At 63.6% G+C, this 17,732-nt stretch carries 17 protein-coding genes; 11 read left to right on the top strand and 6 right to left on the bottom strand.

What is annotated here, in order from left to right; translation table 11 throughout:
* Positions 1–22: 22 nt before the first annotated feature.
* The 3 genes from DGI_RS10495 to DGI_RS10485 all read right to left on the bottom strand — a co-directional run bounded on the left by DGI_RS10495 (position 23) and on the right by DGI_RS10485 (position 4,372).
* The gene (locus tag DGI_RS10495) at positions 23–1,588 is read right to left on the bottom strand and encodes a DUF3369 domain-containing protein (RefSeq protein WP_021760991.1); all 1,566 of its coding nucleotides are present in this window, start codon (positions 1,586–1,588) and stop codon (positions 23–25) included.
* 50 nt (positions 1,589–1,638) lie between these two features.
* On the bottom strand, positions 1,639–3,759 hold the full coding sequence (locus tag DGI_RS17265) for a PAS domain-containing sensor histidine kinase (protein ID WP_021760989.1): 2,121 nt from the start codon (positions 3,757–3,759) through the stop codon (positions 1,639–1,641).
* Between the two features lie 163 nt (positions 3,760–3,922).
* A complete protein-coding gene (locus DGI_RS10485) occupies positions 3,923–4,372 on the bottom strand; it encodes a metal-dependent hydrolase (RefSeq protein ID WP_021760988.1) in 450 nt (149 codons plus the stop codon).
* Positions 4,373–4,923: 551 nt separating this feature from the next.
* Between DGI_RS10485 and DGI_RS10480 the strand changes: the two genes are divergently transcribed.
* The gene (locus DGI_RS10480; protein ID WP_021760986.1) at positions 4,924–5,904 is read left to right on the top strand and encodes a Tim44 domain-containing protein; all 981 of its coding nucleotides are present in this window, start codon (positions 4,924–4,926) and stop codon (positions 5,902–5,904) included.
* 73 nt (positions 5,905–5,977) lie between these two features.
* Here the strand turns inward: DGI_RS10480 and DGI_RS10475 are convergent, their stop codons facing one another.
* Both DGI_RS10475 and xerD read right to left on the bottom strand, forming a co-directional pair.
* Positions 5,978–8,707, bottom strand: a complete 2,730-nt coding sequence (locus DGI_RS10475; protein ID WP_021760984.1) for a CBS domain-containing protein — start codon at positions 8,705–8,707, stop codon at positions 5,978–5,980.
* Positions 8,704–9,627 carry a site-specific tyrosine recombinase XerD gene (gene xerD / locus DGI_RS10470; RefSeq protein WP_021760982.1) on the bottom strand — a complete coding sequence of 308 codons (924 nt, stop codon included), beginning with the start codon at positions 9,625–9,627 and terminating at the stop codon, positions 8,704–8,706. Before xerD ends, DGI_RS10475 begins: the two co-directional genes overlap by 4 nt.
* Before the next feature lie 162 nt (positions 9,628–9,789).
* Between xerD and DGI_RS10465 the strand changes: the two genes are divergently transcribed.
* The 8 genes from DGI_RS10465 to yedF all read left to right on the top strand — a co-directional run bounded on the left by DGI_RS10465 (position 9,790) and on the right by yedF (position 15,157).
* The gene (locus DGI_RS10465) at positions 9,790–10,206 is read left to right on the top strand and encodes a hypothetical protein (RefSeq protein ID WP_021760981.1); all 417 of its coding nucleotides are present in this window, start codon (positions 9,790–9,792) and stop codon (positions 10,204–10,206) included.
* 145 nt (positions 10,207–10,351) lie between these two features.
* Complete coding sequence (locus DGI_RS10460) at positions 10,352–11,524, top strand: LL-diaminopimelate aminotransferase (protein ID WP_021760980.1); 1,173 nt, start codon at positions 10,352–10,354, stop codon at positions 11,522–11,524.
* 80 nt (positions 11,525–11,604) lie between these two features.
* Positions 11,605–12,171, top strand: coding sequence for a 2-amino-4-hydroxy-6-hydroxymethyldihydropteridine diphosphokinase (folK, locus tag DGI_RS10455; protein WP_021760979.1), 567 nt, complete (start codon positions 11,605–11,607; stop codon positions 12,169–12,171).
* A 20-nt stretch (positions 12,172–12,191) separates the two neighbouring features.
* Positions 12,192–12,503, top strand: coding sequence for an eL24 family ribosomal protein (locus DGI_RS10450; RefSeq protein ID WP_021760978.1), 312 nt, complete (start codon positions 12,192–12,194; stop codon positions 12,501–12,503).
* Between the two features lie 86 nt (positions 12,504–12,589).
* A complete protein-coding gene (fsa, locus tag DGI_RS10445) occupies positions 12,590–13,252 on the top strand; it encodes a fructose-6-phosphate aldolase (RefSeq protein WP_021760977.1) in 663 nt (220 codons plus the stop codon).
* Complete coding sequence (locus tag DGI_RS10440) at positions 13,252–13,824, top strand: RNA methyltransferase (protein WP_021760976.1); 573 nt, start codon at positions 13,252–13,254, stop codon at positions 13,822–13,824. Before fsa ends, DGI_RS10440 begins: the two co-directional genes overlap by 1 nt.
* Complete coding sequence (locus tag DGI_RS17260) at positions 13,814–14,299, top strand: GNAT family N-acetyltransferase (protein WP_021760975.1); 486 nt, start codon at positions 13,814–13,816, stop codon at positions 14,297–14,299. Before DGI_RS10440 ends, DGI_RS17260 begins: the two co-directional genes overlap by 11 nt.
* 210 nt (positions 14,300–14,509) lie before the next feature.
* Positions 14,510–15,157, top strand: a complete 648-nt coding sequence (gene yedF / locus DGI_RS10430; RefSeq protein ID WP_021760974.1) for a sulfurtransferase-like selenium metabolism protein YedF — start codon at positions 14,510–14,512, stop codon at positions 15,155–15,157.
* Here yedF and DGI_RS10425 read toward each other — a convergent pair.
* Positions 15,147–15,716 carry a D-glycero-alpha-D-manno-heptose-1,7-bisphosphate 7-phosphatase gene (locus DGI_RS10425; RefSeq protein ID WP_021760973.1) on the bottom strand — a complete coding sequence of 190 codons (570 nt, stop codon included), beginning with the start codon at positions 15,714–15,716 and terminating at the stop codon, positions 15,147–15,149. The genes yedF and DGI_RS10425 overlap by 11 nt on opposite strands.
* Positions 15,717–15,976: 260 nt before the next feature.
* Between DGI_RS10425 and DGI_RS10420 the strand changes: the two genes are divergently transcribed.
* Together DGI_RS10420 and DGI_RS10415 are read left to right on the top strand one after the other, a co-directional pair.
* Positions 15,977–16,840 carry a substrate-binding domain-containing protein gene (locus tag DGI_RS10420; RefSeq protein WP_021760972.1) on the top strand — a complete coding sequence of 288 codons (864 nt, stop codon included), beginning with the start codon at positions 15,977–15,979 and terminating at the stop codon, positions 16,838–16,840.
* Positions 16,841–16,931: 91 nt separating this feature from the next.
* Positions 16,932–17,627 carry a 4Fe-4S binding protein gene (locus DGI_RS10415; RefSeq protein WP_235619928.1) on the top strand — a complete coding sequence of 232 codons (696 nt, stop codon included), beginning with the start codon at positions 16,932–16,934 and terminating at the stop codon, positions 17,625–17,627.
* Positions 17,628–17,732 lie beyond the last annotated feature (105 nt).

Genomic DNA, 17,732 nt, shown 5'->3' with positions numbered 1-17,732 from the left:
CGTTCCTTTACGCAGCGGCGGCTCAGCGCGTGCCGGAGCAGACGGTTTGCACCCGGTTGCGGCCCTGCTCCTTGGCCCCGTACAGGGCGGCGTCCGCCCGCTTGAGCACATCGTCGAAGGATTCGCCGGGTTGATGCGTGGCAATGCCGAAGCTGGCAGTGAAGGGAATTTCCGTCTTGCCGTAGAGCACGGGCAGGCAGGCGAAGTGGCTGCGGATGCGCTCGGCCACGGAGCTGGCGTCCTGGCACTGGGTTTCCGGCAGCAGCACGGCGAATTCCTCGCCGCCGTGGCGGGCCAGGGTATCGTAGAGCCGCAGGCAGGAGGCGGCGCGCAGGGCGGCCTGACGGAGGATTTCGTCGCCGGCGTCGTGGCCGTAGGTGTCGTTGATGCTCTTGAAGCGGTCCAGATCGAACAGGATGAGGCTGAACGGCACCCCCGAGCGCTGGCTGCGGCCGAGTTCCTGCAACCCCAGCTCAAAGAGTCGGCGGCGGTTGCAGATTTTGGTCAGACAGTCGGTGGAGGCCATTTCCATCAGCTGTTCGTTGGCCTTCTGCAGCTCGGCAGTGCGCTCGACCACGCGGCGTTCCAGGTCTTCGTTGGCCAGGGTCAGTTGCTCGTTGGCGGCCAGGAGCTTTTCGTACAGCAGCACGTTGGTGAAGCTGGCGGAAATCTTGGAAGCAAAGAGTTCCAGCAGGCGGCGGTCATCCTGGCGCAGGGGGCTGCGCTGCAGGGCCAGGGCGGCCACTTCGTTGCCATCCTCGGCGCGCAGGTACAGGGTGGTGGCATTGTCCAGGTACACGTTTTCGCGCCGCTCAAAGGCCGTGCGGATGGCGTCCTGGACGTGGGGGTCCTCCAGGGCGTCCAGGGTGGAGCGGGCCAGGGCGGAGAAGCGCCCCGCGCCGGCGATGATGGTGGGCGGGCCGCCATCGGCCTTCTGCAGGCAGATGACGCCCTCGGGCTTCTGCTCCAGCAGCGAACAGACCTGTAACAGCGCGCCGTCGGCGAATTCGGTCATGGAGACCATTTCCATGAGCTGGTCCGAGGCGCGGATGATCTTCTCCAGGCCGGCGCGGTTGGCCTCGATGGTGATGATGTCCCGGTAGGAGCGCAGGGCCGCAATGAGGGTGGTAAAGAGCTTCTGGGTGGTGAGTTCCGTCTTGGCCTTGTAGTCGTTGATGTCGTAATCCACGATGACGCGTTCTTCCGGGGCCTGACCGGGCTGGCCGGTGCGCAGGATGATGCGCGTGGCCTTGATGCCCATTTCCTCGCGGATTTTCTGCGTCAGCCGCAGGCCGGCATCCTCGGTTTCCATGACCACGTCCAGCAGGATCACCGCGATGTCGTGGCGCTGGCGCAGGATGGCTTCGGCCTCGGCCGCGGAATAGGCACTCAGGAGCTGCAGGCGCCGGTTTTTGTACGAGACCTTGCGCAGGGCCAGCCGGGTGACGGCATGCACCTCGGCGTCATCATCCACAATGAGCACGGGCCAGCCTTCGTCCTGGGAGGCGGTATGGACGGCGGGTTCCGCGGCGGATTTGGCGTCTGCTTCAGGCGCAGCTTTTTTGGGGGCAAAGAGAAATTGCGTCATGACAAGGCTCCGTCAAGGCTCGATCTGTTCCGCAACATCCGGCGCGCAGGTCAGGCGGTGGGGGCAGGGGTTCTGGGGAAAGTGATGGTGAACGCCGTGCCTTTGCCTTCGGTGCTGTCCAACGTGATGGTCCCGCCAAGGGAGTTTACCACCAGATTGTAGACGATGTGCAGGCCAAGTCCGGTGCCGCCCTGGCCGCGGCGGGTGGTGAAGAAGGGATCGAAGGCCCGACGACGCACGGCCTCCGGCATGCCGAGGCCGTTGTCCTCAAACCGCAAGGTGACCATATCCGAAGCCGGGGCGGACACAATGCCCAGGCGCATGGCGCCGGAGGTGCCGTTGAACGCGTGATTGAGCGAATTCATGACCAGATTGCTGACAATCTGGGCCAGGGCCCCGGGATCGCAAACCACGTTGAGCAGCTCGGGGCAGTCCACTTCCAGGGTGTGCGGGGTGCGCTTGAGCTGGGGCCGGAGGCTGAGGACCAGATCATCAAGATATTCCTTGAGATCGATGGCGCGCAGCTCCTGCACGCTCTGGTCCGCAGCCACCTGCTTGAAGGAGCGGACAAGATCCGCCGCGCGGGTGCAGTTGGCCACCATGAGCCGGGTGGCCTCGCTGGCGTCGGCGATGAATTCGGTCATCTGCTCGGCGGTGAGGGTCTGATCGTCAAAGGCCTGGGCCACCTGGGTCACGTCTTTGTCCAGCTGGCTGGCGGCAGTGAGGGCCACGCCCAGGGGGGTGTTGATTTCATGGGCCACCCCGGCCACCATGGAACCAAGGGAGACCATCTTTTCCTGCTCCTGCAGGGCGGAGTGGGCCTTCTTGAGCTCTTCCTCGGCCTCAATGTGTTCAGTTTCGTCCAGAAACACGCCGTTGATCACCAGCCGGCTGCCGTCTTCCTGCTTCAGGGGCTTGACCCTGGCGCGGATGCGCACCCAGCCTGTGCGGCCGGCCCGATCCGTGAATTGGCTCAGGTGCTCCCATCGGGGCGGCGAATCTATGGCCCGCTGCAGGGACTCAAGAAAGGCCGTGGTGGGGTGCATCAAATTGGCGATACAATCCAGGGTGGCCAGCTCCGGATTCAAGTGGAACAGCCGGTGCAGGCGCTGGCTGATGAAGGCGAAGCGGAACCGCTGTGACAGGACCGTGGCGGCGGGGTCGACCTCCTCCAGGCGGAAGAGCACGCCGGGCACGCTGGCGGCCATGTCCATGAGCTGGCCGCGGCTCTCCTCCAGGGCTTTGGCAGCGGCGACGAGGTCGGAAATATCCCGCCATTCCACCAGAATGTATTCCACATGATCGTGCTCGAAAATGAGCGGCTTCACGCTCACGTCCACGGGAAACGCCCGCCCCCGGGCATCCACATTCTGGCTCTGAAAATGCGAGGGTCGGCCCGCCAGGGCCTCCATGACCGCCTGACGGGTTCTGGCGGCCTCCTGCGGTACACGCCACCAGCCGGGCCGCCAGAATTCCAGCCCCAGCACGCTGTCGCGTGGGGCGTCGATGCATTGCAGGGCCGCCTGGTTCACCTTGAGCAGCGTGCCGGCCGGATCCAGCAAGGCCACAAACTGGTTGGCATTCTCGAACAGCGCCACCAGCATTTCTTCGCTGTGCTTGTGCCCGGCCTGCCAGCGTCTGGCCCTGGCGGCGAACAGGCCCAGGAAGAATACCAGCCCGGCAATCAGGGCATTGGCCAGCACCATGCCGGTGAGGGCCTTGCGTGCGCCGAGTTGCCAGCCATGCATGGCGGCCGCACGGGGCTGCTCCAGACGGACGGTGCTGCCGGCGGTGTCGGCAACGGTCGCCACCATGAGAGACGCATTCAGGGGAGTGGAAGAGGCGTCAACCGCACGGATTTCTTGCGGCCCCCCGTCGGATTCCAGGATCAGCACTCCCTGGGGCGGCAGAAGCCGCTGCAGGGCCGCCTGGGCCTGATCGGGAGCCGTACCGTCTGCCTGCAGCAGCCGGAACCGGTCCGCCAGCGCATGCGCAGCCTGCTCCAGGCGAGCCAGGGCGTCCGCCGTGGCCTGGGCGCGGCTCTGGCGATAATGCATGATGAAAAAGCCGTTCAGCAACAGCACAAATACGCCGGCAAACAGGACGATTTGCAGGGAGTGTCTGGAAAAATGAAAACGAAGTCCGGAAGGAGTAGGGCTGTCGCCAGGCATGGAGCGCATCGCCGTTGATGGTGAAAAAAGGCACGAAGTGAATCAGATAAACTGAACCGTTCCTATCATGGCCCCCGGAGGAGGTCCAGGGGCAAGGAGTCACAAATTTGTCACAAGCCCTGTAATGACAGATATAGTCTCGGCTGGAACAGTGGCCTTGAAACTATAAGACGTTGTCCAGTATCAGATGGCTGGCGTAGCCCAACACGGCGGCGATGTACCATGGCAGCATCACCTGCCAGGGAAGTTGATAGAACCAGACGGGCAGGGTGCACACAAGCGCCGGGATGAGCACCGCCGCCCACCATCGATGCGTGAACCCCCGATGTTTGGAGACAGCCGGCAGCATGGCCACAAAGCCCAGGATGGCGGCCCATTGGTAGCGCTCCTGCACCATGAGCACCAGATCCACCACTACCAGCAAGGCGTAAAACAGATGTTTCCCTTTGGAGTTGATATCCACATCGGGAAAAAGCGAGGCCAACAACCCGACGACCATGAGCGCGGATGCGGTGAACGGATCGAATACCGCCACCTCGCAATGGTGTGTGACAGCCAGTGCGCTGCCCACCAGGGCGCCGCCACCGACCAGATGCAGTTTGTATCCTGGCATATGCAGTGTGTGTTGCAGATGAAGTGAGAATGTCCACCTCCCTTGCCTGGAACGCAATGTCAAGTCCGTTGCGGTCATGATTTGTTTCACGTGAAATAAGACGCTAGAATTATTATAGAAAAAAATGTCAGCAAGATTGAGTCTGGTTGTGCTGGGTGTGGTGCAGTGGAGCAGGGTTGCCTTTGGTGGACGATGGCGAGGTGTCCAGCCGGAGATGATTACATAACTGTAATGGGACATTGAAAAGGCGCAAAATCTCAATGCTGACGGTGTTACAACGGTCAGGACAGGCGGGCTGAAGGAATGCAAGACGCTTGACAAGCATGGAATGTAGACATAATTAATCCGAAACTGAAGGGGAGTAGCTCGTTCAGCCAGGGTCAACAATACTGGCGCTGCATTGTGGCGCTTGGTCCTGGCGTCGGGAGATCCCGATGAGCCAGACCTTCAGCATGATGATTCATCATGCTGGAGGTGCGCCCCGCAAGCCTCCAGCCCACCCGGGACTCCGGCCTTGCCGATCCGGAACCCCCGATTGCACTGGAGGTCCAATGCTTCGCTCTGTTTTCGTTCCCCTCTCCCGCAGCGCCGCCACTCTGGCGCGTATTCCCTTGATGGCCCTCTGTCTGATGCTGACCACAGCGGAGTTCTCCGACGCCAAGCGCATGGGCGGCGGCAAATCCTTTGGCAGCAAGCCCTCGTACAGCAACAGCCAGCCGGCGGCTCCGCAATCGCCGTCTGCCCAGCGCCAGGCAGCCGGCACCCAGGGGCAGCAGCAGAACCAGCCCGGTCAGGCGGCGCAGCCGGCGGCCAAGCCCGGTCTGCTTTCCGGTGGCCTTGGCGGCATGCTGGGCGGGCTGCTCATGGGCGGGCTGCTGGGCAGCATGCTCTTTGGCGGCGGCCTTGGGGGCGGGTTCGGCGGCATACTGGAACTGCTGCTGCTGGGGCTGGTCGCGTTCATGGCCTTCCGCTTCTTCCGCAACCGTCGGGCCGCCCAGGCCAACAACATGGAACCGGCCATGGCCACGGCCGGGACCTCGGCCCGCAGTACGGCGCACGAGCCTGCCGGCCAGCAGTCCCATCATCAGAACAGCGGCTGGGGCAACCTGCGCGAGCAGGAGGAGCAGCCCCAGACTCCGGCCGGCCCGACCATGCCTCCTGGCCTGGACGAAGCCTCCTTCCTGGAAGGCGCCCGCCTGCTCTATGGTCGGCTGCAGGCCTCCTGGGACAAGCGCGATCTGGCCGACATTCGCAGCTTCACCAGCGATGAAGTCTATGCCGAGATTGCCCGTCAGGCCCAGGACGATCCCACCCCCGGCACCACCGAGATCCTGTACCTGGACGCCAAGGTGCTGGAAGTGCGTCGCAATGGCGCGGAAACCGTCATCGCCGTGCTGTACGACGCCATGCTGCGCGAGGAGCGCGAGGCCGACCGTCCTTCCCAGGTGCGCGAAGTCTGGCACTTCAGCCGGGACGAATCCCAGACCAACCCGGAATGGACGCTGGAGGGCATCCAGCAGATGCAGGGCTGATTCCTGCCACCGCATGCCACATTGCAACGGGACGCCAGGACGGCGTCCCGTTTTTTTTGCGATTGAAAACCGGTCAGGAGCCGGGCTGCTGCTGCGCATCCCAATACTGGCGCACCAGGATTTCGGCCAGGGCCAGTTCTGCGGCCAGGGTGGAGGCGCGGCCGTCCAGCTTGGCGGCGCGGATGGAATCCAGGATGCGGGTGTAGATGGGGCCGGGGGGCAGGCCCATGTCCATCAGGTGCTCGCCGCTCATCTGCAGCTGGATGCCGCGCAGGGTGGTCAGGTACAGGGAAAGGTGCTTCTTGATGCAGTCGTCATCAAATTTGGCCATGAGCAGCAGGGCGCCTTCCAGGGGCGTCTGGTGCATGATGCCGTAAAGCTCGGAGAGGCTCTTGTCCCCGGCGCACCAGCGTTTGAGCAGATCCATGGCCTTGTGCACGCTGCGGCGCAGGGTCACCAGTTCCCGTTCCTCCTTTTTGGAAAGACCCAGGCGGACGGTGAGCGCCAGCAGTTCTTCTTCCTTCCAGGTGGCGGCCATGGCCAGCAGGCAGAGCAGCCAGCGCCGCGGGGTGGGGCTCTGATACAACAGGCCGTACCAGGTGAGAATTTTGTCCAGCTCTTCCAGCAGCGCCTTGCGGTGGGGCGTCATCTCCAGTTTGGGATGGATGGCCTTGAGAATGCCGAGGTCCTGCATCATTTCGAGATCCTGCAGGAATTCTTCCTCATTAAGAATTAATTTCAATTCATTGAAAATGCGGTGCCCGCTCAGACGGTCCAGCAGGTTGAGCTGCAGGGCGTTCTTGATGAGCCGCAGGGTCTGCTTGCCGATGCGGAAGTCGTAGCGCTGGGAGAAGCGCACAGCCCGCAGCATGCGTGTGGGGTCTTCCACGAAGCTCAGGGAGTGCAGCACGCGGATGACGCGATCCTTGATGTCGCGCTGGCTGCCGAAGAAGTCCACCAGCCGGCCGAAGCTGGCCGGGTTCAGCTCCACGGCCAGGGCATTGATGGTGAAATCGCGGCGGTAGAGGTCCATCTTGATGGAGGAAAGCTCGACCGTGGGCAGGGCGGCAGGGTATTCGTAGTATTCAAGGCGGGCGGTGGCCACATCCACCTTCTGCTCGCGGGGGGGCTGGTTGGCGTTGATGGTGAAATGCGGCAGCACCACCACGGCGGTCTTGAATTTGGAATGCTCGCGCACGCGGCCCTGGTGCCGGGCAGCAAAGGCGCGGGCAAAGGCCTGGCCGTCGCCTTCCACCACCAGATCCAGATCCAGCGTGGGGCTTTTCAGGAGCAGATCCCGCACAAAGCCGCCCACGGCATACACGGGCACGCCCAGTTCATCGCCCAGGCGGCCGGCGTCTTCCAAAAGCGCCAGCACGGGCCTGGGCAACTGGTCGTGGAACAGGGCGGAGACGTTGCGCTCCCGGGACTTTTCCGGCAGCAGCATTTCCGGGATGCGGGCCGGCTCCTCGATGAGGGTGTTGATCAGGTCCGTGCGGGTGATCACGCCCACCATTTCGCCGTCTTCCACCACCGGGGCCAGCCGCTGCCGCTGGCCGACGATGATCTCCATCACCGGGTACAAATCCGCATGAGGCGTGACCACGGCGCAATCCCGCTGCATGTACTCCGAAACCGGGATGTGCCCCAGCCCGTGGGACTGGGCCTTGTCTGCCGTGGAGTGGTCCAGCACGCCTTCGCACATCAGGGTTCCCGGCGCGGCCACGGGCAGGGCCTTGAAGCCGTAGCGGGTCATGATTTCCACGGCGTCGTTGATGGGCTGCGTGGCTTCCACGGTCACGGGCGGCTTGGACATGATGCGCATGGCCAGGATGTGCGGATTGATGTGCGAGAAGAGCAGGGCGAAAAGTTCATCCTTCACTTGAACTATGGTCTTGTCCTTCACCGTGGCGGAGGCGGCGTAGGCGTGCCCGCCGCCGCCCAGGGAACTGCAGATGAGCCCCACATCCACATCCGGCGTGCGGCTGCGGGCCACCACGTGCACGCGATCCTGCATGCGGCCCAGGGCGAAGAGGACGCGGATGTTTTCCATGTCCAGGAGCTTGTGGGCCAGGATGGCGAAGTCGCCCAGGTAGCTTTCCAGGCTCACCTCGGCCATGACCACAGGCACGCCGTTGATTTCGTGCGTCACCGCGCTTTCCAGCAGGGTGCCCAGCACCTTCACCTGCTCCACGGTCAGTTCGCGCTGCAGCAGTTCGCCCACCACGGAAAGGTCCATGCCCTGACGCTTGAGCCAGGCCGCAATCTCCAGATCCTCGGGCGTGGTGGACGGGAAGGTGAAGGAGCCCGTGTCTTCATAGATGCCCAGCCCCAGCAGCGTGGCTTCGTCCTGGTTCAGGCTGATGCCGCGGTCCTGCAGGATGCGGCAGATGATGGTGGTGGTGGCCCCCATGGCTTCCACGTGGCCGGTGGAGAAGGAGAGATCGTCGTCCGGGTCCATGGCGTCGGGATGATGGTCGTAGATGTGGATATCCACGGCCTCGCCGGCGTCGCGGCGATCCAGCACCGCCTTCACATGGGGAAAGCGGCTGCGCTGGCGCGAATCCACCAGGACCAGCGTCTGCACCGAAACCGGGTCGATATCCTTTGGATTCTTGAAGTTGAAGAGATACACCGCGCTTTGGATGAAAAAGTTGCGCAGGGTGCGTTCCTGGCTGCCGGGAAAGACGAGCACAGCGCCGGGGTACAGTTTGCTGGCGGCCACCATGGCGGCCAGGGCGTCGAAGTCGGCGTTGGTGTGGCCGGTGATCACCAGCGGGGCGTGAAGTTTGGTCTGGGTCATGCGTGAAACAGCCTGGAGCGGGGGTGATGGGTGCGGTGCAGCTCGGCCAGACGGCGCGTCTGCACATGGGTGTAAATTTCCGTGGCCGTGATGTCCGCATGGCCCAGGAGCAACTGCACGCTGCGCAGGTCGGCTCCGCCTTCCAGCAGATGCGTGGCGAAGCTGTGTCGGAAGGTGTGGGGCGAGACGGTCTTGACGATGCCGGCCGCCAGGGCGTGACGTTGCACCAGCTTCCACACTGCCACCCGCGTGAGGCCCGTGCCCGAGCGATTCAGGAACAGGTGCCTGGTTTTGGGGGCAAACAGGGGCCGCCAGGCCTGCAGGTAGGCATCCAGCACCTGCTGGGCCAGGTCGTGCACGGGGATCAGCCGCTCTTTGGAGCCCTTGCCGAACACCGTGAGCAGGCCGGCCTGGGCATCGTAATCCAGCAGGGTCAGGCCCACCAGCTCGGAGACGCGCAATCCTGCGGCATACAGCAGCTCCAGCATGGCTCGGTCCCGTGCGCCCAGTCTGGTGTCGGCGGCGGGCTGCTCCAGCAGCAAGGCCACTTCCTCGGGCTCCAGCACATCGGGCAGCCGCCGGGGCACGGCGGGCTGCTCCAGCAGGGCGGCCGGATTGTCCGGCAGCAGGCGCTCCTCTGCCAGATGCCCGTACAGGCTGCGCAGGTAGGCGCAGCGACGGGCCACGGTCTTGTCGTCCAGTTCCCGGCCGCGGCAGTGGGCCAGGTACAGCAGCAGGTCCACCTCCTCCACGGTCTCCACACGCTTGCCCAGGGCCAGGAGAAAGGCCTGGAAGTCCCGGGCGTCGTGGGCGTAACTGGCAATGGTGTTCTCGGCCAGGCCCCGGACCACCAGCAGGTATTCCAGATGGCGATCCATGAGCGGATGCAGGGAGACGGCGGCAAGGGGTGGGGCAGACATGCCTGCAACCTATCGGGAGGCCTGCTGCGAAGCAAGGACCGTGTGGGAACTTTCGACGATTGGTCATGGATTGCTTGTCCCGGTCGCAGGACAGGCGTATGCTCGGCAGCAATTCCCGACGCGGCATGTTCGCGCAATCAACCATCATCTGGAGGGGGATTCATGATCAGAGCATTGTTCACGGCCGTGGTGTTGTCCTGCCTGCTTGCCACTGCCGCCATGGCCCAGGATGCGCCGGCACTTCCGAATCTTGTTGGTACCTGGGAAGGAGACGCTGCCATGCACTTCCGGAACCACGGGTACATCACGGCCGGGCACAAATCGTCCAGCCTGGTGGTGGAACGGCAGGAAGGCCCCGTGTTTCACGGGCATGTGGCCTGGAACCATCAGTCGAGCGGCAAGGACGCCTTTTCCGGCGTCATCGAGCAGGACGGCCGCACCTTCTATCTGGTGGGTCACACCGAGGGCATACGCATTGGCAAGATAAACGGATCGGATACCTTTGTCCTGTACGTGCTGCAGCCGGGCGGCACCAATCCCCGGGCCGGCATGGCCACCTTCACCCGGGCAAAACAATAGGGCGGCCGGACGACTCGTCCGGGTCGTCCGGGCCAGATGCCCAGGGCGGGCAGGGCGGCCATGCATTGACAACCCCTGCCCGCGCCAGTACATCGCAATTTTCCGTCATCATTCTGCAACAACACCTCTCAGGAGTCTTGCGCGCATGCCTTCCTTCCAGCTTGCCGACCGCATCAAAGCCCTGCCGCCGTACCTCTTCGCCCAGATCGACAAGGTCAAGGAAGAGGTGAGATCCCGTGGAGTGGACATCATCAGCCTGGGTATCGGCGACCCCGACATGCCCACCCCGGACTTCATCATCGACGCCCTGGCCCAAAGCGCCCGCAACCCGGCCAACCACCAGTATCCTTCTTACATCGGCATGCTGGCGTTCCGGCAGGCCGTGGCGGACTGGTACAAGACCCGGTTCGGCGTGGAGCTGGATCCCAAGTCCGAGGTCATCACCCTTATCGGCTCCAAGGAAGGCATTGCCCATTTCCCCCTGGCCTTCACCAACCCCGGGGATCTGGCCATCGTCTGCACGCCCAATTATCCCGTGTACACCGTCACCACGGAGTTCCTGGGCGGCGTGGTCAAGTACCTGCCTTTGACCGATGACAACGACTACCTGCCCGATCTGGACAGCGTGACGTCCGACGAATGGCGTCGCGCCAAGATGATCTACGTCAACTACCCCAACAACCCCACCGCGGCCACGGCGCCTGATGCGTTCTATGAAAAGCTCATCGCCATCGCCAAGGAATTTGACGTCATCGTTGTCCACGATGCGGCCTATACCGAAATCTACTTCGATCCGGCCAACAAGCCGCGCTCCATCCTGGAGTTCCCCGGCGGCAAGGATGTGGCCATCGAGTTCCATTCCCTGTCCAAGACCTACAACATGACCGGCTGGCGCATCGGCATGGCCGTGGGCAATCCCACCCTGGTGGCTGGCCTGGGCAAGGTGAAGGAAAACATGGACTCCGGGGCCTTCCAGGCCGTGCAGGAAGCCAGCATCGCCGCCCTGCAGCAGGGCGAGCCGTATGCCGAGCAGTTCCGGGCCATCTACAAGGAACGGCGCGATGTGGTGGTGAAGGCCCTGCGGGAAGCTGGCGTGCAGTGCCGCAACCCTGAGGCATCCTTCTACATCTGGTCCAAGACGCCGGCCGGCTTTGCCTCCTCGGCGGAATTCGTCACCAAAATCATTCAGGAAACCGGGGTGGTGCTCACCCCTGGCAACGGGTTCGGCGCGCCCGGCGAGGGGTATTTCCGCATCTCCCTCACCGTGGACAGCGAACGCCTGAAGGAAGCCGTGGCCCGCATCAGCAGCAAGCTGTAATCTTGCGTTCCGGCGCGGGAGCCTGGAGTACGGGCTCCCGCGTTGGGCGTGTGTGTTCATCGTCAACCTTGGCGCAGTGCATGGATGCGATCACGGCATATGTGGGCCTGGGGGCCAATCTGGCCGGCCCGGCCGGGGCGCCGTTGGCCCAGCTGGCCGCCGCCCGTGCGCATGTGCTGGCCCTGCCCATGGTGCAGGGCGGCACTTTTTCCGCCGTGTACTGGACAGAACCCTTCGGCGTGCCGGATCCGGAAACCCAGCCCTGGTATGCCAATCAGGTGGCCCGGCTGGAAGTGGCGGCAGACACCACACCTCAAGTGCTGCTTGAAGTTTTGCTGCAGATCGAACTGACCCTGGGCCGCGAGCGCGGGGCAGGGCGGCCGGCCCTGAGCGCCAGACCCCTGGACCTGGATCTGCTGCTGTTTGGAAAAACCTTCCTGGACGATCCTGCCTGCACCGTGCCGCACCCCCGCATGCAGGATCGCGCCTTTGTGCTTGTGCCCCTGGCGGAGCTGGCCCCGGACCTGATCCTGCCCATCCGTGGCCGGACAGGCGAGCCGGGCGGGCTCCCTCTGCGCGATGCGCTTGCCCGGCTCGCCTTCGAGTTGCAGGGCGACCGCATCCGGCAGGTGTCCCCAGAATCCTGAACCGTCAGGAGTGTTGCATCATGTGGAAACTTCTCATCCTCGCCCTTGCGGGCTATCTTCTTTTCAAAATGTTCACCGGGGACAAGCGCCAGAGCGCAAAACGCAAAAAGCAGGAACTCAAGGAACGCGTGGCCGCAGGTGAGCTGGTCAAGGATCCCGTCTGTGGCACCTACGTGGATGTGGATACCGATATCCGTGTCCGCCAGGGCGACACCGTGCACCGGTTCTGCAGCTATGAATGCCGCGATACCTTTGTCCGTCGCCTGGAAGCCAGGGAAGTGACACCCGAATCGGTGGTGCAGGACAAGGACAAGGAAGAAGAAGAGGCCTAAGGGAGCAGGATTGTTTTCGGGGGGAACCGAGCCGCTCGGGCCTCCGCTGGTTTTCATCACCTCCGGTCATCCCAAGGGAGCGTGCCATGGAATTTTTTCTGGATACGGCCAGCCTGGACGAAATCAGAAAGTGTAAGGCCTACGGGCTCATCGACGGCGTCACCACCAATCCGACCCTGCTGCGCAAGGAAGGTCAGGACTGGCGCAGGCAGATGCAGGCCATCTGCAAGGAAGTGGACGGCCCCGTGAGCCTGGAAGTGGTGGGCACCACGGCCAAAGAGATGCTGGCCGAAGCCCGCGAGCTTATCAAGTTCGGTCCCAACGTGGTCATCAAGATTCCCATGCTCCTGGAAGGGCTCATCGCCGTGCGGGAGCTGCACGCCATGGACATTCCCACCAACGTCACGCTGGTGTTCTCGCCCATGCAAGCCCTGTTGGCGGCCAAGGCCGGGGCGACGTATGTTTCGCCCTTCATCGGCCGGCTGGATGCCCTGGGCCAGGAGGGCATGGAGTGCATCCGGCAGATCGTCACCATTTACGACAATTACGACATCGCCACCAAGGTGCTGGTGGCTTCCATCCGCCATCCCATGCATGTGGTGGAATCGGCCCTCACCGGGGCGGATGTGGCCACGCTGCCGTTCGCCGTCATCGAGCAACTGGCCAGGCATCCACTCACGGACAAAGGATTGCAAACCTTCCTGGACGACTGGAAGGCGCTGGCCGGCGATGGGGCAGGGCAGGGATAATGACGTTCCAGACGGAGTTGCTTGCTCCCACGCCCACACGCCAACTGCGCACGGGCAAGCCGTCCCGGCTGGAGTTCCCGAACCTGCCGCGCACGCCGCTGGCCCTGGTGTGCGACAGCCTGCGCCATGCCTCCAGCGCGGGCAACGTGTTGCGACTGGCCGATGCCTTCATGCTGGAAAAAGTCTGGCTCTGCGGGGATGCGGCCTTGCCGGGATCGCCCAAGATGCGCCGCAGCACCAAGGGCGTGGAACGCTGGGTGCCCTGGGAGCTGGCCGAAGATCCTTTGCCCGTGGTGCAGCAATACCGTGAGCGCGGCTATACGATCATCTGTCTGGAGCTGGCCGAAACCAGCGTGTCGCCGTATGACGCACGGCTGCCCATGCCGGCATGCCTGGTGCTGGGCAACGAGCGCCGCGGCGTGGATCCACGCATCCTTGCCCTGGCCCATGTGGTGCTCGAACTGCCCAGCCAGGGCATGGGCAACTCCATGAATGTGGGTTCGGCCGCGGCCATCAGCATTTTCGAGATTTGCCGTCAGGCGCGGCGGCAAGGCGGTGCCGATGCACGCTGACGCCGCCTTCGTCATTCGCCGGGCTGGCCCGGCGAATGACGCCGACATCCTTCCTTTGCTGCAAGAAGCCGTGACGGCCATCCCGGACGTTTGGTACACGGCCTGTCAGCGCGAGGCCTGGAAGGCCTTGTTCACGCCGGAGCTGCTGGCCGAATGCCTGCGCCCGGAAGCGCATGCCGTGGTGGCGCATGCTGGTGCGCATCTGGTGGGATTTGCCTGCCTGGCCGGGGCCGAAGTGAAGATGCTGTACGTGCATCCCACGGTCCAAGGCACAGGCCTGGGTGCTCGTTTGTTGGGGATGCTGGAGCTCGAGGCCCGACGGCGCGGCGTGAACAGATTGCACCTGCGGGCTTCGGCCAACGCCCGGGCGTTCTACGAGCGACGGGGATTCTTACAAGACACCACAGCACAGGCTCCGACGAGTTGCGACTGCGCCGGCAACGTGTTGTGCACGTGGCTGGCTAAATCGCTGTAGCGATCGACCGGTTGTCCTTCTCACACGACACCTTTGACCACACTGGTTATCATCACATAATGTAAATTATGTTAACTTTCATATTATCACCATAAGGGCCCTTCCTGAGCGCCGATCCGCAATCCTGATCCATCTTCCCTTGAGATCATGAATTTGTCGATTTGACACCCAGGCATCCCCCGCGGCATTCCGTCCTCTGGAGGATGTCCCATGAACCAACCCGATTTCGTCTCCGTGGACTGTCGCGGCCTGGCCTGCCCGCAACCCGTGCTGCAGTGCAAGACGCTGCTGAAGTCCCAGCAGCCGGCCAGGCTGGAGGTGCTCGTGGACAACGACGCCGCCCGGGAAAATGTCATCCGGTTTCTGCAGCACCAGGGGTATGCCGTGAAACAGACCCTTGCGGATGGCATCTGGACCTTGCACGGCGCGCGAGCGGACGCCCAGGCCGCTGCAGGCGACGCCACAACGGCCGACTGCCCCGAATGCAGGATCATGTCCGATCAGGAACTGGCCGCCCTCTCCCAGCGCATCCTGGTGTTCATCCCGGCGGCCACCATGGGGCACGGGGATGACGAACTCGGCGGCCGGCTGCTCCTGAATTTCCTCAAGACCCTGCCCGAGCTCGGCGGCGACCTGTGGCGCATCATCCTGGTGAATGCCGGTGTGCAACTGGCCACGGCCGAACATCCGGCCCTGGAGCCTCTGCAGGCCCTGGAACGCGCCGGCGTGAGCATCCTGGTGTGCGGCACCTGTCTGGAGCATTTCGGACTCATGGCGGCCAAGGCCGTGGGCCAGACCACGAACATGCTGGATGTGGTCACCAGCATGCAGCTTGCCACCAAGATCATCAGGACCTGATGCGGGCCTTCTCCCTGGCGACGATCCAGCGCGCTGCAGCGTCCAGATCCGCTGCCACATGATCCGGCGTCGGGCCCGGACGCTGCAGCTCCGTCGCGCCATGGCCGGTGGTCACCAGAATGGCCGGGATGCCCACGGCCCGGCCCAGGCCCACATCCGAGCGCTTGTCTCCAATCATATACGAGTCTGACAGGCAAATGCCCAACTCGGACACCGCGGCGAGGATCAGCCCTGGCGCCGGCTTGCGGCAGGCGCAGCCGGGCTCGTCCGGCGTTTTTGCAGGGGCATGGGGGCAATAATAGAAATGCGCCAGGGGGATGCCCCGGGCGGCCAGCAGGGCCTGCAGCCGGGCATGCACCGCGTCCACCTCCGCCTCTGTGAAATAGCCGCGCCCTACCCCGGACTGATTGCTGACCACCACAGGCAAAAATCCCGCCTGCAGCAGCCGCTCCAGCCCTGCCGGCACGCCGGGCAACAGCGCCACCTGATCCGGATGGCGCAGGTAGTGTTTGTCTTCGATAAGCACGCCATCGCGGTCCAGAAAGACGGCTCGCGGCATGGACCCTCCCGTCAGTTTGAGGTGGCTGCTGCAGCATCGGCGCAGCTTGGCGCTCGCACATTTTCCCCCGGCAGGCAAGGCGCTTGCCTGTTGAACCCATTGATTACTGCTGTCTTTTCATACATGAAAAATCAAGATTATCGATTGTACTCCCCGGGGCAGGATCCGTATGGTCCCTGTCGATGCCACCATGCAGGATCCTCCGGGCTCGCACGAATCCGGCTGCATGGCTTGGTTGCAACCCGGGAGGAGCTGCCCATATGTCCGAGACCACGCGCAGGGGCTTTCTGAAACTGGCCGCCACCGGCATGAGCGGCGCTGTGGCCAGCGCAGCCTTTGCCCTGCCTGCATCCGCGAGCGGATCTGCCACGGGACAAGGCAAGCATTTGCAGGTCTGGTCCTGCGGGGGCCTGGCCGAAGCCATGCTGCCGGCCCATCAGGAATTCACCGCATCCACCGGGGTGGACATCGCCTATACCGGCGCCTTTGCGGCGGCCTTGGGCAAGTCCCTGCTGGCCAGCGGCTCCACCGAGGTGTTTGCCGGGCGGGTGCTGGATCTGGCCAAAAAACTCCGTGCCGCCGGCAGGATGCAATATTTCGTCCCCCTCTGCTTCACCAGTTACGTGATGGTGACGCCCAAGGGCAACCCGGCGGGCATCACCACCGTGCAGGACATGGCCCGCCCCGGCGTGCGCGTGGCCATGGCCCCGGAGGCATCTCCCCCTGGTGGACAGGCCGTCACTGGATTGCTGAAGAAGGCGGCATTGCTGGAAGCAGTCATGGGCAATGTGGCGCATCCGGGCACGTGCGTGCAGACGGCTGTGACCGATGTGGTGGATGGCAAAGCAGATGTGATGATTGTGGAACTGCGCGTTGCACGGCTGCCCGAAACCGCCGGCAAGCTGGACGTGTTTTCCATCCCTGATTCCCTGTTTCCTCCCGGACCGCTCACGTTCACCCTGGGCCTGATGCAGGAAGCGAAGGATCGCGCCCTGGCCGAGACCTACATGGCCTTCATGACCTCCGATGCCGGTCAGGCTCACTTTGCCCGCAGTGGCTTCATACCGGCCAAGTCAGACAAGGGCCGGGAACTGGTGGAAAAACTGGGGGTCAAGGATGTCTGAGACGCTGGCTGCACCTTCATGCCCTTCAGCTTGCCGGGCGGGTTCCCGGGGACATCGCCTGACCCTGTGGCGCAGACTCTCGCAGGTGGTCATGCTGGGGATCATCGGGCAATGGTCGTTTTACGGCATTTTCCGCTGTCCCTTTGTGGTGCCGTATCTGTCCTGCCAAAGCTGCCCGGTGGTCACCTGCCACGGGCGCATCCTGAGCATGTTCTGGGGATTCTGGCTGCTGCTGCCGCTTTCCGCCGTCCTGTTCGGGCGGGCATTTTGCGGCTGGGCCTGCCCGGGAGGGCTGGTCAGCCAGCTGATGAGCCTGGCAGCGCCCTTCAGGCTGCAGCGCCGGTCCCTGGTGTCGCGTCTGGCGCCGTACGGCAAATATCTCGGCCTGGCCACGGCGCTGTACGTGTATTTTCTCCTGGGCCAGCCGCGCACCAACGTCCCCATCCGCGTGGGCGATTTTTTTGGAGCCGTGGCCCTCACCTTCGAGCATGCGTTCCCTTTGTGGTTGTGGCGTACCGGTGTGGTGCTGGGTCTCCTGGCCCTGGGGTTGGTACTGGGCAACGCATGGTGTCGCTTTGCCTGCCCCACGGGCAGCCTGCTGGATATTTTTCGTAAGCTTTCGATATTTCGAGTCTATAAAACGTCAGCGTGCAACGATTGCAACAAATGCCTGCGCCTGTGCCCCATGGGGACACGGCCCGAAGAGCCCAACTGCACCAACTGCGGCGATTGTCTGGATGCCTGCGCTGTCGGCGCTATCGGCATCGGGCGCAAACCGCAGGCCTGACATCACTCCCCCGGCTTCCGAGGTGAGGACTGCCCCCAGCCGCAGCCCTCACCTCGGCGCTCCATCGCCCTGATGGACCACGTCCCCCCGCCAACCCGTTGGACT

Source organism: Megalodesulfovibrio gigas DSM 1382 = ATCC 19364, assembly GCF_000468495.1.
Lineage (GTDB): Bacteria > Desulfobacterota > Desulfovibrionia > Desulfovibrionales > Desulfovibrionaceae > Megalodesulfovibrio > Megalodesulfovibrio gigas.
The sequence above is the reverse complement of the archived record's forward strand: the minus strand, read 5'-3'. Positions and strand labels throughout refer to the sequence as shown.

Coding starts and splice junctions, on each gene's coding strand:
- DGI_RS10440 (WP_021760976.1), top strand. CDS start 13,252: ATGACGTTCCAGACGGAGTTGCTTGCTCCCACGCCCACACGCCAACTG.
- DGI_RS17265 (WP_021760989.1), bottom strand. CDS start 3,759: ATGCCTGGCGACAGCCCTACTCCTTCCGGACTTCGTTTTCATTTTTCC.
- xerD (WP_021760982.1), bottom strand. CDS start 9,627: ATGTCTGCCCCACCCCTTGCCGCCGTCTCCCTGCATCCGCTCATGGAT.
- DGI_RS10460 (WP_021760980.1), top strand. CDS start 10,352: ATGCCTTCCTTCCAGCTTGCCGACCGCATCAAAGCCCTGCCGCCGTAC.
- DGI_RS10485 (WP_021760988.1), bottom strand. CDS start 4,372: ATGCCAGGATACAAACTGCATCTGGTCGGTGGCGGCGCCCTGGTGGGC.
- DGI_RS10415 (WP_235619928.1), top strand. CDS start 16,932: ATGCTGGGGATCATCGGGCAATGGTCGTTTTACGGCATTTTCCGCTGT.
- yedF (WP_021760974.1), top strand. CDS start 14,510: ATGAACCAACCCGATTTCGTCTCCGTGGACTGTCGCGGCCTGGCCTGC.
- DGI_RS10465 (WP_021760981.1), top strand. CDS start 9,790: ATGATCAGAGCATTGTTCACGGCCGTGGTGTTGTCCTGCCTGCTTGCC.
- DGI_RS10420 (WP_021760972.1), top strand. CDS start 15,977: ATGTCCGAGACCACGCGCAGGGGCTTTCTGAAACTGGCCGCCACCGGC.
- DGI_RS10480 (WP_021760986.1), top strand. CDS start 4,924: ATGCTTCGCTCTGTTTTCGTTCCCCTCTCCCGCAGCGCCGCCACTCTG.
- DGI_RS17260 (WP_021760975.1), top strand. CDS start 13,814: ATGCACGCTGACGCCGCCTTCGTCATTCGCCGGGCTGGCCCGGCGAAT.
- fsa (WP_021760977.1), top strand. CDS start 12,590: ATGGAATTTTTTCTGGATACGGCCAGCCTGGACGAAATCAGAAAGTGT.
- DGI_RS10450 (WP_021760978.1), top strand. CDS start 12,192: ATGTGGAAACTTCTCATCCTCGCCCTTGCGGGCTATCTTCTTTTCAAA.
- DGI_RS10475 (WP_021760984.1), bottom strand. CDS start 8,707: ATGACCCAGACCAAACTTCACGCCCCGCTGGTGATCACCGGCCACACC.
- folK (WP_021760979.1), top strand. CDS start 11,605: ATGGATGCGATCACGGCATATGTGGGCCTGGGGGCCAATCTGGCCGGC.
- DGI_RS10425 (WP_021760973.1), bottom strand. CDS start 15,716: ATGCCGCGAGCCGTCTTTCTGGACCGCGATGGCGTGCTTATCGAAGAC.
- DGI_RS10495 (WP_021760991.1), bottom strand. CDS start 1,588: ATGACGCAATTTCTCTTTGCCCCCAAAAAAGCTGCGCCTGAAGCAGAC.